Below are 17,309 nucleotides of genomic sequence, written 5' to 3' on the forward strand. Positions count from 1 at the left end.
GTGGCGCCGTTCTCAGCGCCTCCCGGTCGGCCGTGAAACGCACGCGGGTTCAGGTCTCCTGCACCGCCTGCATCGCCGCCTTCACCAACTGCACGCGATTGCGCACCGAGAACCGGCGTCGCAGCTGCCGCATGTGGTAGTCCACCGTGTGGGCCGACAACTGCAGTTGGTAGGCGATCTCCTTGTCGCTCTGCCCCTGGATCAGAAAGTTCAGGATGTGCTGCTGCATCGGCGGCATCTCGGCACGCAGCCCCGCGTGGGTCTCAGGCAGGCGGCGGTGCTGCGACAGGTATTCGTGCACGCTCAGGGCCAGCGTCAAGGCCTGCCCGAGCACGCTGTCCATGATCCAGCGCCGGTTGGGCGCGCTCGACATCAGGCTGATCACCGTGCGCTCCTGCACCCGGGTCGGCGACGCGAGGCTGAAGAACACGCCGCTGCCTATGCCGCAGTCGGCCAGTTCGTCGAGAAAGCGGCGCTTGCGCCCCGCCATCGGCCCGCGGCCGTCGGACGCTTTCAGGTCATCGAGGTCCCAGACCAGCGGCAGGCTGGAGCAGGGCGCGTCGTGGTGGCGCGTGTCGAGGTCGTGGTAGCGCTGAGAAAAGTAGCGCTGGGTCCACTCGGGATGGGCATAGCTGGTGAAGAAGGTGAGCGGGGTCGCCTTGCCGTGCTGCTGCGCCACGCTGCCGTAGCCCAACCAGGCGAAACCGATCGCATGCAGCATGCCGCGCACCAGACGCTGCCGTTCTTCGCCGGTGCGGGCGGCGATCAAGTCGTTGACAACGCTCGGCATGCGAGGGCGCGGGCCGGCCTCGCCCGACGTCTCGAGGTCGTCTTCGCTATACAGCAGCGGCATGCCGGGGCCTTGCCAACCGGGGCCGGCGGTGGCAGAGCCGAGCGGGCCCGCATCGAACTCCGTGTGCCCCACGGAGTCTGCAAGAGTAAGGGTCATGATGATGAACTTTGATTGAAAACCGAAACGCGCTGCGATACGACCGACACCCCGTGGTCCGCCAGACTCAGGCTGACAGGAGCGCCGCAGCCGAGGGGTTGCTTCACGTCGGCCGAAACCACGAAGATCTCGCCCAGCAGGCTGCCCAGCGTGTACTCCATCACAGGGCCTACATATGTCTGCTTGATGACATGCGCGGGCAGGCCGGTGTGGGCCGCCGGACCGATCACCCAGGCCTCGGGCCGCACCGCCACTTTCACCGGCCCCGGTGACAAGGGCTGCGGCGTGGCCACGCTCAAGGTGCCGAGCCGCACGCGCCCGTCGTCGTCGCACACCGCGTCGAACAACATCGCCTCGCCCATGAAGCCGGCAACGAACTCGGACGTCGGCGCCTCGTAGAGCTGCCGCGGCGTGCCGCTCTGCGCAATGACACCCTGATCCATCACGATGATCTGGTCGCTCACCGCGAGCGCCTCGCTCTGGTCGTGCGTGACATAGGCCACCGTCAGCCCGAGCCGCTGCTGCAGTGCACGGATCTCCTCGCGCATCGAGCGGCGCAAGCGTGCGTCGAGGTTGGACAGCGGCTCGTCGAACAGCAGCACGGCCGGCTCCAGTGCCAACGCCCGGGCCAGTGCCACCCGCTGCTGCTGGCCGCCCGACAGCTCGCTCGGCATGCGGTCGTCGAGGCCGCGCAGGCCCACCGTTTCCAGCATCAGTGCCGCCTTCTCGCGCGCTTGCTGCACGGACTGGCCCGACATGCGCAAACCGTAGCACACGTTCTCGATCACTTTCATGTGTGGAAACAACGCGTAGCTCTGAAACACCAGGCTGACATTGCGCTGCGCCGGGCCGAGCGCGGTCACGTCGACACCGTCGATGAAGACGCGGCCGTGTGTCGGGCTCTCCAGCCCCGCGATCAGACGCAAGGTGGTGGTCTTGCCACAGCCCGATGGCCCGAGCAGCGTGGTCAGCGTGCCCTTGGGCACGCCGAAGCTCAGGTTGTCGACCACCAGCGGCGCGTCCGGCGCCTTGCCGTAGCGCTTGGAGACATTGCGAAATTCGATGCCGTACATGGTTGCGTGGGTCTCTCGATGAGCGGAAAACGGTGCGGCTCAGAGCGGTTGCGCCGGCGCCAGCCGAGGTGGTGGCGCCCGCGATGAGGACGGTGCCCCGGCCGAGCGGCGGCCGAGCTGGCGATCGCCCACCGAGCTGTGGATGGCGGCCGTCGCCAAGGCCATCAGGACGATCAGCGCGGTGCTGTAAGCCAGTGCCACGCCGTAGTCACCCTGCCCGACGCGGCCGATGATGAAGGTGGTGGCGAGTTCGGTCTCGGCGGTGACCAGGAAGATCACGGCCGACACGGTGGTCATCGCCCGCACGAAGCTGTAGATGAGCGAGGCGGCGACCGCGGGCTTCAGCAGCGGCAGCACCACGCCCCACAGGGTGCGCGCGGTCGACGCGCCCAGCATCAGCGAGGCCTCGTCGAGCGATTTGTCGAGTTGGCGGAACGCCGCCGCGCCGGCCCGCACGCCCACCGGCAGGTTGCGGAACATGAAACACGCGACGATGATGAGGCCGGTGCCGGTCAGCTCGAACGGTGGCACGTTGAAGGCGAGGATGTAGCTGACACCGAGCACCGTGCCCGGGATCGCGAAGGCCAGCAGCGCCGAAAACTCGAACAGGCCTTGCCCGCGGAACTGCACACGTGCCAGCAGCCACGCGATCAACAGCCCGACACCGGCGGTGACCGGCGCGGCCAGCGCGGCCAGCTTCACCGTCGTGAACAAGGAGTCCCAGGCCACGCCGGTCCAGTGCCAGCCGGCCGGCGTGACTTCGACACCGAAGGCAGTGCGAAAGTGCGCCAGCGTGAGGCTGTGGTCGCGCCCCCAGGTCTGCACGAAACCGCCGCTGAAGGCGAACAAATAGACCACCAGCGTGAAGGCGAGCCACGGCGTCGCCACTGCCAGCGCCAGCCGGCGCACGCGGCGCGGCAGCCGCATCGCGATGCCCGCATCGCCTTTGCCCGACACGGTGGTGAACTGCCGGCCTTTGAGCAGGCCGCGCTGCAGTGCGAACACCGCCAGCGCGAACAACGTCAACACCCACGCCAGCGCCGCGGCACGGCCCTGGTCGAACTGGGCGCCGACGATGGCGAAGAAGATCTCGGTCGACAACACCGAGAACTGCCCGCCGACGACGATGGGGTTGCCGAAGTCGGCGATGCTCTCGATGAAGCCGACCAGAAACGCATTCGCCAGGCCCGGCAGCATCAGCGGAAAGGTGACGTGGCGGAAGGTGCGCTCGTCGCTCGCGCGCAGCGTGCGCGACGCTTCTTCGAGCGACGGGCTGATGCCTTGCACCACACCGCGCACGATCAGGAAGGCGATCGGCGTGAACGCGAACGACTGTGCCAGCCAGACGCCGAAGCCGCCGTAGAACCAGCGGCTGGGCTCCACACCGAACGCCCATTCGAGGGCCTGGTTCACCAGCCCGGCCCGCCCGAACAGCAGGATCAGCCCCAGGCCGACGACGAAGGGCGGTGTGATGATGGGCAGCGGCGCCAGGAGGCGCAGCACCCAGCGCAAGCGCGAGTGGCTGCGGTCCTCGATCAGCGCCAGCAGCGTGCCGAGCAGTGTGGTGCTCAGGCCGGTCGCGATGCCGAGGAAAAGCGTGTTCCAGGCCACGCCGCAGCGGACCTCGGAGGTCCAGCAGCCCAGGCCCCAGATGCGGGCATCGGCGATGCGCGCCCAGGCCGCCGCCGGGTCCCACTGTCCCTGCGCGTCGAGCAACGCCGTCGCCAGCACCCGTGCCACCGGAAAGGCGACGAAGACCAGCAGCAGCGAAGCGCTGGCCACCACCGCGGCCGACACGAACAGGTCGCCCCGGAACGCGCCCAGGCGCGCGAGCCCGAAGGCGCCCAGCATCAGCAGGGCCGTGAGGGTCAGCACGGCACCCCAGCCGAAGCCGGGCTGGGTGGCACTCGTGGCACCCCACCACGCGGCCAGCGCCGCCACGCCGTGGTCGGCCAACCCGATCGCCGCGCCTTGCGCCAGCACCGCCACCACACCGAAGACGGCGCAGGCGGACAGGGCCAGCCCTTGCCGGCGCGACGGTGCCATCGTGCCGCAGCCGAGCGCGGCCAACAGCGCCAGGCCGCCCCACAGCAACCAGTGGCGACGGTGCAGCAGCACCTGCGCCAGGCCCGATGAACTGTCGTGGCCGCCCAGCAGCTCACCCAGCCCCTGCAAGCCGAGCAGGCCGTCCGGCAAGGCGTACCAGGGCAGCAGCGTGTAGGCGGCGAGCCCCAGTGCGGCCCAGGTCCACAAGACGCGGTTGTGTCGCGTGTCCATCGGTGTGTCCGTGCCTCAACGTGCCAGCGAGTTGACCTCGCGCTCCCAGCGCTCGATCAAGCGCTTGCGCTCGGCCGAACGTCCGTACTTGGCGTGGTCGTAAGGAATGAACTTGATCTGCCGGAAGTCGGGAATGCGCGGGTCCAGCGGCGTCTGACGATGTGAGGGCAGCTGGAACTGCTTGGCCGCCACCCCCAGTTGCTGGGCCGCCGGCGACAACGCCCATTCGTAGAACTTCTTGGCGTTGTCGAGGTTGCGCGCGCCCTTGACGATGGACATCGAGCCGATCTCGGCACCGGTGCCTTCACAAGGGGTGACGGTGGCGATCGGAAAGCCCTGCATCTGCTCGCCCGGCGCATCGTGGACAAAACTGATCGACACCGCGGTTTCGCCTCGCGCCGCGGCCTTGATGGGGCCGGCGCCGGAGCGGGCGTACTGGCTGATGTTGCGGTGCAGCCCCTTCAAATAGGCGTAGGCGGCGTCTTCGCCCATCAACTGCACGATGGTCGCGATCATCGTGTAGGCCGTCCCCGAACTCGCCGGGTTGGCCGCCTGTACCTCACCCCGCAGGGCCGGCGACAGCAGGTCTTTCCAGCACTTCGGCGGCGGCAGTTTCTTCTTGGCCAGCAGCTCGGTGTTGTAGGCAAAGCCCAGTGGCCCGGAGTAGAGGCCCACCGTACGCCAGCCCGATTGCTGCGCCTGCCGCTGGGCCCAGTCGTGCAGCTGCGGCAGCGTGGGCGACTTGTGTTCGAGCGTCAGCCCCTGCTCGGCCGCCTGCAGATGCGGGTCGCCGGTGCCACCGAACCACACATCGGTCTTGGGATTGGCCCGTTCGGCGATCAGCTGTGCCAATGCCTCGCCGGTGCCACGCTTGAGCAGGTTGACCTTGATGCCCGAGGTGCGCGCGAAGGTGGTGCTGATCAACGAGCACCACTCGTCCTGCACCGAACACAGCAGGTTGAGCTGGCCGGCCGCGGCCGCCGGCCCGTGCCAGGCCAGGCCACCGGCCAGCGCCAGGAAAACAGCAGAAGGAAGGAGCAGATGACGCATCGCGCAGCGTGTCGTATGAACAGCCAGGAGGATGCCGCGCCCGCCCGGCCGCAACGCCGGAGGGCGCCACGGCAGGTCGAGCCTGCGGCTGGAAAAACGGGGTGAGGTGCTACGGGCGGGCTCAGGGGCCCTGTCCCCAGGCCACCACCGCGTCGACGCCGATCACCTTGTCGTCCTCGACACGGTTGTAAAGGTTCATCGAGGCGCCCATCGCGTCGGCGATCTGGCGGCAGATCGACAACCCCAGACCCACGCCGCCCTTGGCGGCCGAGAACGGCTGGAACAAGCGCGGGCGCACCTGGTCGTCCACCCCCGGGCCTTCGTCCCACACCACCAGTTCGACCCGCGGGCCATAGGCACGCAGGACGATGCCCAAGCGTCCATTGGGCGGCGTGTGGTGGATGGCGTTGGCAAGCAGGTTGCGGACCAGCTCGCCCAACATCACGGCATCGGCCGGCGCCTGGCACGGTTCGCCCTCGAGCGCGAAGTCGAGCCGCTTGGCGGCGATCAAGGGTGACAGCTCCATCACCGCGTCGCGCGCGGCCAGCCGCAGATCGACGGCCTGCAGCTCACCGGCCCGCTTGATCTGCTCCAGCTTGGTCAGGCTGAGCAGCTGGTGCACCAGGCCGGCCGCACGGTCCACCGTGTGCAGCATCTGGGGCAGCACCTCGGCGGCTGGCGCGTCACCTGCGATGGCCGACTGCAGCTGCGTGCGCAGCACCGACATCGGTGTGCGCAGCTGGTGCGACGCGTCGGCCAGAAACCGCCGTTGCTGGTCCACCCATTCGCGCTGGCGCCGGTGCAACTGCTGCATACGCTCCACCGCCGGGCGCAACTCGGACGGGCCGTCATAGTCGCGCGGCTCGTCATGCTGGCCGCCGCCCAGCGCCACGCGTGCGCGCGCGAGCCAGCGCAAGGCAATCGCCACGCAGCCGATCACGAGCAGCGACATCGCGCCCGCCAGCGTATAGAGCCAGGCCAGGGTGTTCAGCGGCAGGTCGCGCCAGCCGGCCCAGCGCCGGCTCACCGGCTCGGCCGCCTGCACCAGCCGCAAGGTCTCGCCCGCCTCGCCCGGGACATGACGGGCCGCGGCCGCCACGCGCACCAGCGTGCCGCCGAGATGTCCGAAATACAGCTGCGGCACGCCAGCGGGCGACAAGGTGTCGCGCCACGGGAAAGCGGCGAGGCCCGGCTCGCCGGCCAGCCAGTCACCGTTCATCGTGCTCACCCGGTGGTAGGTCGGTGGTTGCAGGCCGGCGGGCGCAGGCAAACCCGCCAGCGGCACGCGCGACAGCGCCGCCTGCAGTCGCCGGTCTTGCGCCTCGGCGAGTTGCAGAGAAGTGTGCACATACAGTGCTGCCGTCATCAGCGCGACGATCAGCCACAGCCCACCCAGCAGCCCGACCAGCAGGAAGCTGCGCAGCGAGGCCGTGCGGAAGCGGCGTGTGCACCATGACCGCCTCACCGCGCACCGGAGCGCTGGGCCGCGCTGCTGCTCTCGTCGCACAGCAGATAGCCAACGCCGCGCAAGGTCAGGATCTCGGCGCTGGCACCCTGCAGCTTCTTGCGCAGCCGGTGCACCAGCACCTCGACCGCGTCGGGCTGGGCCGCATCATCGGCGCCGAACACCGCAAGGCGCAGCTCTTCCTTGGGCACCACATGGTCGACGCGCGACATCAATCGCTTGAGCAGCTCGCTTTCGCGCGGCGACAGGTCGAGCGGGCTCTGGTCGCGGTAGAAGGCCCGCGAGGTGGCCTCGTAGCGCACCTGGCCGCAACGCAGGTCACCGTCACGGCCGAGGCGGCGTGTCAGCGCGCGCAACCGCGCCACCAGTTCGTCGAGGTCGAAGGGTTTGGCGAGGTAATCGTCCGCGCCGGCTTCCAGGCCGACGATGCGCTCGCTGACGGCGCCGCGCGCGGTCAGCACCAGCACCGGCGTCTGATTGCCGTCGGCCCGCAGCCGCTGCAGCAGTTCCAGGCCGTCGAGCCGCGGCAGCGTCAGGTCGAGCACGACCACGTCGAAGCTGTTCTTGCGGGCCGCTGTCAAGGCCTCCAGGCCATCGCCGCAGCACAGGACTTCGAAGCCGCGCGTGCTGAGGCTGTGCCCCAGCACCCCGGCCAAATCGAAATCGTCCTCCACCAGCAGCAGCTTCATGCCTGCATGCTGCCACCGAGCATTTTGTTGCAAGGCCGGGCTTGCACGGACGGACGGCGAAAGCCAAACGAAAGGAGCCGTCGCTAAGAGCGGTGCGGGGCACCGTGACGGCTCATCGCAATCGTTTCATAACGCAGCCGCCGATGCAAGCTGTTGCGGTGCCCCGGCACAGGACCGGCTCAGGTCATGGCGGGGGTCCGATGTTGAGCCGGGTGCCGTTGTTCAAGGCATCGGGGTCGTCCAGCCGGGTCGGATGCACATAGCCGTCCATCTGCGATCGCTTGTATTGCGGGTTGAGGTTGAACAGCTGGTCGAGCGCCTGGTTGTAGCCGATGTCGTCGCGCCGCGCCTTGGCCTCGGCAATGCGCGTGAAGCTCGAGCGCGACTCGATGGCGCCGTCCACCGTCCAGTACTCGTCCTTGGGCGGCGGCCGCACTGGTTCGTCGTCGGGTCCGTCGGTCCGCGGCGGCTCGGGTTCGGGCTCCGTGCTCGGCGGGACGGTGGGCGTCGGTGTCGCCGAAGGTGTGGGGGTGGGCACGCTGCCCGACGGCGTGGGGGTCGGCCCGCCTCCGGGCCCGGCCGGCGGCTTGGGCTCCTTCTCGTCGCCGCTGTTGAGGGCGACATACAGGTTCAGCAGCGGCACCGTGGTGCCGGTCAGCAGCATGCGGATGCGACGGCGGTTGGCGGCGCCCTCGACGGTGGGGTCGAGCTTGAGCGCGCTGAACAGGTTGTCGGTGCGCGGCAAGCGGTTGGCGAGCGGCAGCCGGTCGAGCGACCAATTCAGGCCCTTCGCGGCGCTCTCGCCATAGCGGGTCGGCACTGCGTCGAGCAGTTGGTTGTAGCCGCGGCCCAGCCGGCGCCCCACCCCCAGGAAGCCGTTCCCGTCGTCCAGCGCGCGGGGGGCCATGCGCAACCCGTAGATCGTGCCGGTGCCCTGCTGTGCCCGCAGCCAGCCGCCGTTGGACACCAGGCCGTGGTAGGCCGTGATGGCTGCCAGGTACGGGTGGCCCGTGACCGCGCCGAGGGTGGCCATCGCGCCGTAACGGTACATGCTCGCGAGCGCCATGAAGTCGCCCGCGGTGTTCATCGACTTGGCCGCCAGCACACTCTCTTCTTTGGCCGCCTTGCGCATGGTGGCCGCATCTTTGGACTCCAGGGCCGTGTTCAGGGCGGTGACCCGGTCCTGGGCCTGCTGACGGCGCAGCAGCACGTGCTTCGAGAAGGTGCGGTTCTCCAGCGGCGGGGTCGTGCCCTCGGCCTCGGCGCGCACACGCGCCTGCGCATCCGCTTCGATCGAAAGGCGCGCCTTGTCGCGCACGCCCGCTGGTATGGCCCGCTCCAGCCCGCCCCACCAGTTCTTGTCGAGCCCCTGCATGCGATCGCGGCGCTGCTCGAGATACCGCACCACCTGCTCCTGCGTGACCTTCGCAGTGTCGGAGGTGTCGGAGAACCGGGTGCGGGTCATCAGGCCCTTGAGATAGCTCCACTGGATCGCGATGTTGGGCACGTTGCCGACCACCTCGCCGGACAGCCCGATGGTCTTCAACACATCCTTGGGTCCGGCGACGCTCGCGCCGACGATGAACTTGTAGGTCGCCGCGATGCCGGTGTTGGTGGCGAAGCCGAGGGCGCCGTACTTGAACAAGCGGCCGATGCGCGAGTCCATGTGCATGGTGCTGCCCAGCGCCCCCTGCACGCCCTTGGTGTCGATCAGATTGCCGGACGTGCGCACCGCGTCGCGTGCGCTCGTATAGGCGAGTTCGGCCTCGCGGGCCGCCACCGCACGCTGTTGCAGCTCGGGGCTGAGCCGGCGCAGCGCCGCCTCGGCATCCTTGACGCGACGCGGCAGCCGGGCCGGCAGCGGGTCGGCCAGCTGGATCATGTCCTGCACCTGGCGCGGCAAGCCCGCGTCCCAGTGCAGCCGTTGGCCGGTGAAGGCGGCGTCGATCACGGCCCGGTGCGGTTCCAGCGCGGCAACACGCTCAGGGTCGGCCGCGGCGTCGCGCAGGTGCTGCCGCACGGCGTCGGGCAGGTCGTGCCAGCGCTCGTGGGCCAGGCGGGTGCGGTGGGCGTCGACCGCCTGCGCCAGCGCCCGGTCGGTGGTCCGGCGCACGCCGGGGCCGCGCGGCACGCCGGCGTCCTGCAGCACCGCCTGCACCAGGTGGCCGTCGCGCAATGTGCCCATCGGCAGCGGGGCACCGGTCTTGAGTTCGGCCTCGCTCTGCAAGCGGATGCCATAGCGGCGCTGCAGCGGCCCCGGTAAGCTGGCGGCATCGGCCTGCTGGCGATAGACCGCGCTGGCCTCGCCGAAGCGGTACAGCTCCTGGATGGCCGGCTCCAGCTTCTTGTTCACCTCATCGGGTGACAGGCCGTAGCGACGGCGATGCTGCGCCATGTGCCGCAGCTGCTGCACCGCCGCGTCGGGCTGCCCGGTGCGCGCCAGCTCCAGCGCGTTCTCGAGGCCGCGTTTGCCGCGGAAGTAGGCGGCCCGCGTGCCGACACCGCGCACCTGGCTGACGAAGGCCTGCCCCGGCCCGCCCGTCACATGGTCGAAGGGCGCGCCGCGCGAGATGGCCGTGAAGCCGAGCGGGATGTCCCAGCCGGCCAGCTTGTTGGCGAGCGAAGCCGATTGCAGTGAGGCCACGCCGAGCAGCGCGTTGGTGGGGCCGCCCGCCACCCGTTCCCAGGCGGCACGCCAGCGGCCGCCGCGGGGCGTGCCCGCCGGGTCGGCGCCGGCCGGTGGCGCCGGGGGACCTTCGGGCGGCGGCACGACACCGCCGCCGCTGCGCACGTTGACGGTCTCACCCTCATCGCCGCGCGTGGTGCGCTGCGGCGCGGCCGGGACTGTCGGCGCCTCGTCGCCCACGACGACCGGCGCCCTGCGACCCGCCGACACCGAGGTGTCGCCGCCCGGTGCCCGGGTGCCGGCCGGCTCGATCGACAAGCCGGGTCGGAAGCGTGCATAGACCGGCGGGCCCAACACCGGGATGTCGTCGTAGACCACACGACCACCGCTGCGGATCTCGACGATGGGCAGCGAATGCAAGGGCTTCGCTTCCATCACGCCGCCGTTGTAGGAGGAGCCGGCGTCCAGCAGACTGAGGCCGTGCACGTAGTTGGGCGCATCAGGGCCCGGCGAGTGGCCCCTCGACCGCACCGATTGGGTCGCGGCGTAGACATCGGTGCCGAGCAGCGTCGCGAGCTGTTGTGCGAACGGCACCGCACCGTCGCCGCTCAGGCACGACAGCAGGAACACCGGCTGGCCGTGATAGCCGTCGTGTTCCGAAATCAGCCGTGCGAGGTCCGCCGGCGCGAGCGGCTGGCCATCGGGCCCCTCGACCCGACCTTCGAGGCCGTGCCCGTCCACCGCGAACACACCTTCGGGCAGCGGCACTTCCTCGCGCGTGGGCGAGCCGTCGGGGCGGCGCGGTCGCTCCCCGGGCGCAAACAGATCGAGATCGGCGACCCGGCGACGGAACACGTTGACGCCCATCTCACTGCGGCCCGGCGCCGTGTTCAGCAGGTCGATACGCTGGCCGTTCTCGGTGCGGATCAGCGGCAGCGCCGGGTCGTAGCCCTGGGGATACGCCACCCGCAGCGGCTGGCCGGTGGGCGTGATGGAGGCCACCCGGGCCGGCCCGCCGCTGCTGGGCACGTCGAGGCCGACGGTGGCGAGCACGGCGGACGGGGGCACGCTGCCGTCGGGCGCTATGGCCGAGTCGAGCACGATGGCGATCTCGTCGCGTGCGGTGTTCATGCCTTCCGGCTGTGCCGCTGCCCTGGCCTCGTCGAGGCTGGCATAGCGGTGCGGGCGCACGTGCCCAAAACTGCCTTGCCGCTCGGCCTGCGCATACACCGCAGCACGACGCTGCGGCGAGGCGGCGTCGAACGCCGGCCGCAGGCCTTGGCGCGCGACGTTCGGCAGCAGGCCGGTCACGTCGTCATAGGCCTTGGGGTAGAGGTAGTAGCTGGCCCCTTCGAGCTGCCCACCGGCGCGGTAGAGCGTCAGCAGCAGATCGGCCACTGCCGTATCGCCGACACGGTCGGCCGGCACCGACCAGCTGGTCGATGCCGCACTCGGCTCGTCCGTGCCCACGTTGCGGCCGGCGGCGGTGGGCGGCACGCCGTCCGGGCTGCCACCCGGTACGACCCGCGGTCTGCGGGCGGTGGAGGTGGGGCCGGTGGCCGCCGGTCCCGCCCGCAGCGTCGTCGGTGTCGCTGCCGGCGCGCGCGGTGCCGAGGCGGCGGTGCGCGGTGCGCCGGACCTGGCTTCCGGGACGACCCACCCGGTATGCGGCTTCGCACCCGCCACCGTGCCGGCCGGCAGCTTGCCCTCGCTTTCCCACATCCGAGCGGTGCGCAGTTCCACCGGCACGCCGCCGATGTCGATCGCCTTGCGCTCGGCAAAACCGCCGATGTGGCGCTGCTCGATGCTCACGTTGTCGAGCTGGTTGGAATAGGCGTCCTGCAACGCCAGGTGCTCGGGGGCTGCGGTGGCACCGCTGCCCAGCGACCAGTTGCTGGTGAGGTGGCCCGATTCGACATAGTCGCCGCCGATCAGGTTGTGGTGCTCGCGGGTGGGCGGCACCAGGAAGCGCATGCCCTTGCCGCTCGGCTTGGGCTCGATCAGGAAGCGCAGCAGGTGCGCGGGGTCGCGCGCGATCTCGCGCAAGGCCCAGCCGCGGAAACGTCGGCGCGCCGGCGTGGTGGGGTTGGACGGCGCACTCGAGGCGGGGGCCGCGGTGTGGGACCCGGAGCCCGCCGGCGAGCCGCCGGCTGTGCTGCCGGGGCGGCCCCCGGTGCGGGTGGTCGTGACCAGTTCACCGGACCAGATGTCGGCCGCGGGCGCGACCCGGAACGGCGCCAGCACATCGGGAACCGGCTCTGCCACAACGCTTTGGCGCGGGGATGCCGCTGGCTCACCAGCGGTGACACGCGGCGGCTGGGCGGCATCGGCAGGCGCCGTACTGCGGGGGGCGCCGGTGCGGGTCGGCGACTGCGGGTCTGTATGCGACAACGGCACGACGCGCGGCGGCGCGCCGCCGTCGCGTGCTGCGATGGAAGTCGGCAAGCCGGTCTGCGGGTCGACGGTGCCGGTCGTGCGCCCACCGGCCGGCACACCTTCGCCCGGCGCGCCAGGCTGGCGTGCGTTCCACGCCGTCTTGATCGTCTGGTGGGTGCGCACATAACCGCGCGCGAACACCGGCGAGGCGAACCCCGCCGCGTTCAGGCCCAACATGCCCAGCTGCTGGTTGCGCTCGGCCGGGGTCATGTGGTCCCAGTTCTCGAGCAGATAACGCCCACCCTCTTCGAAGGCATAGACGCTGCCGACCGCCAACGGGCGGCCCAGGCTCCGCGCCATCGTCTCGGCCGTGCCCGCGGCGCTCGCCGAGCGGTCGAGCAGCTGTTTGGCCTCGGCCAGGTGGCGCGCCTTGCCGGCCTCGTCGCCCACCCGGGCCGCGTCATCGGCCGCCTTCAGCGCGCGGTTCGCGCGCACGCCGAGCAAGGCCACCCGGGACGAACTGCCCACCACCGGCACGCTCAGCGCCGACAGGCCGAGGTTGAGCCAATCGAGGCGGGCCTGGGTGCTGGTCAACGGGTTGATGTCCTGCCCGTGGCTGTACTGCTTGTGCAGGCTCTCGGCCGAGGTGGCGATGCCGTAGCCGGCGGCCATCAGCGTCAGCGAGCCGGCCGCGAGCATCACGCCCGGCGCCGACAAGGTGCCGAGCGAGCCGACCGTCAGCACCACGCCGGCCACCAACCCGACACCGCCGACGATCAGGTCGAGCTTGGTTTCGCGGCGGAAGGTCTCCCAGCCGGTTTCGGTGCGGGCGTCGCCGACGAACAGCTTGACGTTGCCTTGGTCGTCGAGCGTGAAGTTGCCGTCTTCCGGCATCACGAGGTTGACACCTTCGACCGGCAGGTGGTTGTTGGCGCGGTAGTCGTCGAGGTCGTCGTACTCCCAGCCCTGTTCGTCGACATATTTGACCTGGCCGGGCTTGCCCTGCTGCTCGACCTCGAACAAGGCCGTCTTGACGATACCGCCCTGGTCGCTGTCGAGGCCGTAGACCACCGGCAACACCGTCACGCGCGCCTTGTCGCCGCCGGTCTCGATGATCTGGTCCACCGTCTTGCGCAGCACCTCCTTCTGCTCGTGGCTCAGGTTGGTGAACAGCGGCTGGGTGCGGCGCAGTTCGGCGTTGTGAGTCGGGGTGCCGGGGTCGAGCGGCCGGCTGGGCTGCCAGCCGAGCGCGAGCGCCACCTCGTTCTCGAGGTGGGTGCGCCCGGCCATCTGCATCGGCTCGCTGCCGTACTGCACATAGTGCTGGTTGATGACCGACTGCGCCATCACCTGCGGGTTCTGCATGAACAGCCGGTACAAGGCCCGCCGGTCGTCGTACTGGTCGGGCCTGAGGTTGTCGGACAGGAATTGCTGTTCGCGCGCCGCGGCGGTCTCGTTGCTCGCCACCTGGTAGCGTTTGGCGTCGTCGACCTTGCCGCGGGCCTGCTGCAGCGCGGCCCAGGTGTCGCTGCTGGTTTCGGCCAGCCCCGGATGTTCGCGTTTCCAGCGGTCGTGGGCGGCCTGCTTCAGGCCCAGGTCGCGCTCGGCCGACTGCGTGTGGTGCTGGTTGCGTGTATCGAGCCAGGTGGCGCGGGCGGTGATGGCCTTGTTGCGCAACTCCTCGGCGTGCTCACGCGGCGGCTTTGCGTAGCACATCGTCTGCGGGCGGCCGGCCCGCTCGTTGGCCTCGTAGAGTTGGCGGGCGCGGTTGGCCTCTTGCCATTCGAGGGCCGCCTGCACGGCGGCCTGCTCGTTGCGGGCGATCGTCTCCTCCGCGATGGCGTCGTCGAGCGCGTTTTTCAGTTGGGTGCGGTCGCCGGTGCCGTTGTCGTAGTTGCGCTGGGCCTGCTTGCGCAACTCGCCGAGGTCGAGCACCCGCTGGTCGACCGTCTGCTTGCGCTGCGTCAGGTCTTCGCCCAGGCGCAAGGTCGGCACCGGCTTGCCGTCGGGGCCGATCAGCGGTTGGGTGTTCTCGGGCGGCGGGCCGTCGGCCGCCGCCGCGCGCAAATCGTCCTCGACCTGTTTGCGGGCCGCACCGGCGCGCGCCAGCCGGCCATCCGAGCCGCCGGCGGTCTCCCACAGCCGAGCGGTCGCCGGGTGCATCTTGTAGCGCCCCTCCTGCACCACGTAGTTGGTGGTCAGGTCGGACTGGCGGCCGAGCACCTCCGAGTCTTTCTTGAAGGTGACGTACCACGTGTCGCAGACCCGCTCGACCTTCACATCGTCCGGCGAGATGCCGCGGGGCAAACCTTGCGCGCTGACCTTGCCGTTGGCGTCGGGCACGATGTTCCAGGTCGGGTCGTAGCCGTCCGGGTAGATGTCCATCGTCACGCCGTCGCCGTAGCGGCTGCCGCTGCGCTTCTCGGTGAACATCGACAGCTGCGGCTTGGCGAAGCCGGTGCGGTCGTACTGGTGGCGGGCCGCCAGTGCATCGCGGTCGGCGTCGATCAGCTCGAGCTGGGTCTCGTAGTCGCGCACCTTCAGCTGCAGGGCGTCGCGCTGGTTCAGTGCCAGCCGGCGTTCGTCTTCGGTGGCCTGGCTGCCCGGTGCCGTCAACCGGGTCACCGTCTCGTCCTGCGTGCGCAGCTGCTTGCGTGCGTCGGGCAGCAGCTTCTCGCGCATCTCCTTTTCTTGCTCGGGCGCGAGCTTGGGCCGCAGGTCCTCGGCCTTGCGCTGCGCGTCGCGCGCCTCGGTGCGCAGCGTGTCGATCTGCTTGGCATCGACCGGCTTGCCGCTGGCTTGGTCGCGCTCGGCATTGCGCAACGCCTGCATCGCTTTCAACGCATCGGCATCGGCCTGCGCGCTGCGCTGCTGCTGCAGGGCCCGGCCCAGTTCCTCGGGCGTGGTGGTGCTGGCCACGACCGGGCCGATGAAACCCGGCGGCCGCTGGGTCGAGAGGCCACGGTAGGCGGCGTCGACCGCGGCATTGGCGTCGGCCAGACGCTTGTTGATGCCGTCGGCATCGCCGAGGTAGCGCGAGGCGTCGAGCTTCGGGCCGCTGCCATCGGCACCGCCCAGCAGGTCTTCCTTCACGCCCTCCAGCACCTTGCCGGCGTTGGTCACGTCGGTGCGGGCGGCCTCGCGTTTGTCGTGTGCGGCCCACCAGCGGGCGGTGATGGGGTCCAGCTCCTGCTTGCCGTCGTCGGTGACGTAGTAGTACTTGTCGCCCTGCCGCTCGACGTGCTTGCCCTCTTCGCTGCCGGGGGTGGCCCAGAAGGCGGGGTCGTAGCCGTCGGGCTTGACGGTCTTGGTCTCGGTCTCGTTGCCGCGCCGCTCGGTGACAGTGTAGGGGGCCGGCCGGCTGCCCGACTCGGCTCGCCACGCGGCTTCGGCATCGGTGTATTCGGTCTCGCTGTCGCGCAGCTCCAGCTGCGCCTTCGCGTCGTCACGCAGCGCATGCAGCAGCCGCTGGGCGTCACGCGCGTCGTCGAGGGCCAGGCCGGCATCGGCGATCTTCTTCGCATCGCCACCGGCCAGCGCCTGCTGGTATTGGTCGGCCAACTGACCGACCTCGAGGTCGGCCACCTTGGCGTTGTAGTCGGCATTGACCCAACCGAGCACGTTGGTCTTCGGGTTGGTCGGGTCGTTGGGGTCACTGCGGCCGTAGGCCTTGACCAGCCCATCGAGCTTGGCCTCGGCCTGGTTGGCCAGGCCCCGCAGCCGCGCCGCCTCGGCGTCGGCCTGCTGGCGGGCGGTGGCGACGGTGTCGTTGCCGGCCGGGCCGGCGCCGAAACTGGCGGCGTAACGCTCGGCTTCGTCGGCCTTGGCGTCGGCGTCCTTCGCCGCCTGGGTCGCATCGGCCACCTGCTGCTTGCCGGTCTGGTTGACGTTGTACTGCTCGCTGCGCAGCTGCCGTGCCCCCGGGCTTTCGGCGAGCACGGCGTCGCGGCGTTGGTCGACGTGGGCGCCGAGCGCCGCGGGGTCGAACTCGCCGCCGCGGTCGACCGCCTGCTTGATCTTGTCGGCCTCGCTGCGGATCGCCGCGTTGGGGTCACGTCCTTCGGCCTGGGCCTTGAGGGCGGCGTTGCGCATGTCCTGCTGCGCCGCGTCGAGCCACTCGTTCACCGCGGTGTTGAGGGCGTCCTTCTGCTGCTGCGTGGGCTCGCGGCCCTGGGCCTGCGCGTCGAACACCGGCTTGGCGGCCGCGTGTGCCTTGTCGAGCAGTGTTTGCGTGCCCGCGCTCGGCGGGGCTTGCACGGGCGGTTGGCCCGGCACCGAGACCGGCTCGTACAGCGCAACGGTCTGGCGGGCCGCATTCACCTCGTTGGTCGCGGCGCGGGTGGCCTCGGACGGGTCGCCGGGGGAGCGTCGCTGGCGGACGTCGTCCAGCTTCGCGTCGGCCAGCGTCTTTTCTTTCTCGGCCAGGTTGGCCTTGGCGTCCTGCTTCAGGGCGTCCAGCTCGGCGGCCTTGGCCTCCTTGCTCAACCGGGCCGCCTCGTCGGCATCCGCCTTGGCCTTGGTCTTGGCGGCCTGCGCCTCGGCCGCCTCGGCGGCCTTGCGCGCTTCGTCGGCCTTGCGTTGCGCCTCGGCCGCGAGACGTCGCGCTTCCGCCGCCCGGCGCTGTGCTTCTTCCGCCGCTTTGCGTGCGGCTTCCTCGGCGGCACGGCGCGCCGCTTCCGCCGCGGCGAGCGCGGCAGCACGGTCCTGTGCCGCTTGGTTGGGCACACAAGAGTTGACGGGTCCTGTCATGGTGGTTTCCTGTGGCCGCCGGGCGGCGGCGTCGGTGTCTGCGGGCCCCTTTTTT

Annotated in this window: 7 protein-coding genes; all 7 read right to left on the bottom strand. The window is 70.4% G+C overall.

Translation table 11 applies throughout. The annotated features are described in order from the left end of the window. Nucleotides 1–49 precede the first annotated feature (49 nt). The 7 genes from AAW51_RS26770 to AAW51_RS26800 all read right to left on the bottom strand — a co-directional run bounded on the left by AAW51_RS26770 (nt 50) and on the right by AAW51_RS26800 (nt 17,254). Nucleotides 50–949 carry a LuxR family transcriptional regulator gene (locus AAW51_RS26770; RefSeq protein WP_083438619.1) on the bottom strand — a complete coding sequence of 300 codons (900 nt, stop codon included), beginning with the start codon at nt 947–949 and terminating at the stop codon, nt 50–52. Next, entirely contained in the window at nt 946–2,022 is a 1,077-nt protein-coding gene (locus AAW51_RS26775) for an ABC transporter ATP-binding protein (protein ID WP_047197058.1), read from the bottom strand. The genes AAW51_RS26770 and AAW51_RS26775 overlap by 4 nt, the downstream gene beginning before the upstream one ends. Nucleotides 2,023–2,061: 39 nt before the next feature. Beyond that, on the bottom strand, nt 2,062–4,299 hold the full coding sequence (locus AAW51_RS26780) for an ABC transporter permease (RefSeq protein ID WP_047197059.1): 2,238 nt from the start codon (nt 4,297–4,299) through the stop codon (nt 2,062–2,064). A gap of 15 nt (nt 4,300–4,314) precedes the next feature. Continuing rightward, nucleotides 4,315–5,349, bottom strand: a complete 1,035-nt coding sequence (locus AAW51_RS26785) for an ABC transporter substrate-binding protein (protein WP_047197060.1) — start codon at nt 5,347–5,349, stop codon at nt 4,315–4,317. Between the two features lie 121 nt (nt 5,350–5,470). Further along, a complete protein-coding gene (locus AAW51_RS26790; protein WP_047197061.1) occupies nt 5,471–6,814 on the bottom strand; it encodes a sensor histidine kinase in 1,344 nt (447 codons plus the stop codon). Next, nucleotides 6,811–7,503, bottom strand: a complete 693-nt coding sequence (locus tag AAW51_RS26795; protein WP_047197062.1) for a response regulator transcription factor — start codon at nt 7,501–7,503, stop codon at nt 6,811–6,813. The genes AAW51_RS26790 and AAW51_RS26795 overlap by 4 nt, the downstream gene beginning before the upstream one ends. Before the next feature lie 184 nt (nt 7,504–7,687). Then, on the bottom strand, nt 7,688–17,254 hold the full coding sequence (locus AAW51_RS26800; RefSeq protein ID WP_157360081.1) for a polymorphic toxin type 5 domain-containing protein: 9,567 nt from the start codon (nt 17,252–17,254) through the stop codon (nt 7,688–7,690). Nucleotides 17,255–17,309 lie beyond the last annotated feature (55 nt).

This window comes from Caldimonas brevitalea, from assembly GCF_001017435.1.
Taxonomy (GTDB): Bacteria; Pseudomonadota; Gammaproteobacteria; order Burkholderiales; family Burkholderiaceae_C; genus Caldimonas; species Caldimonas brevitalea.

Coding starts and splice junctions, on each gene's coding strand:
- AAW51_RS26785 (WP_047197060.1), bottom strand. CDS start 5,349: ATGCGTCATCTGCTCCTTCCTTCTGCTGTTTTCCTGGCGCTGGCCGGT.
- AAW51_RS26795 (WP_047197062.1), bottom strand. CDS start 7,503: ATGAAGCTGCTGCTGGTGGAGGACGATTTCGATTTGGCCGGGGTGCTG.
- AAW51_RS26775 (WP_047197058.1), bottom strand. CDS start 2,022: ATGTACGGCATCGAATTTCGCAATGTCTCCAAGCGCTACGGCAAGGCG.
- AAW51_RS26780 (WP_047197059.1), bottom strand. CDS start 4,299: ATGGACACGCGACACAACCGCGTCTTGTGGACCTGGGCCGCACTGGGG.
- AAW51_RS26770 (WP_083438619.1), bottom strand. CDS start 949: ATGACCCTTACTCTTGCAGACTCCGTGGGGCACACGGAGTTCGATGCG.
- AAW51_RS26800 (WP_157360081.1), bottom strand. CDS start 17,254: ATGACAGGACCCGTCAACTCTTGTGTGCCCAACCAAGCGGCACAGGAC.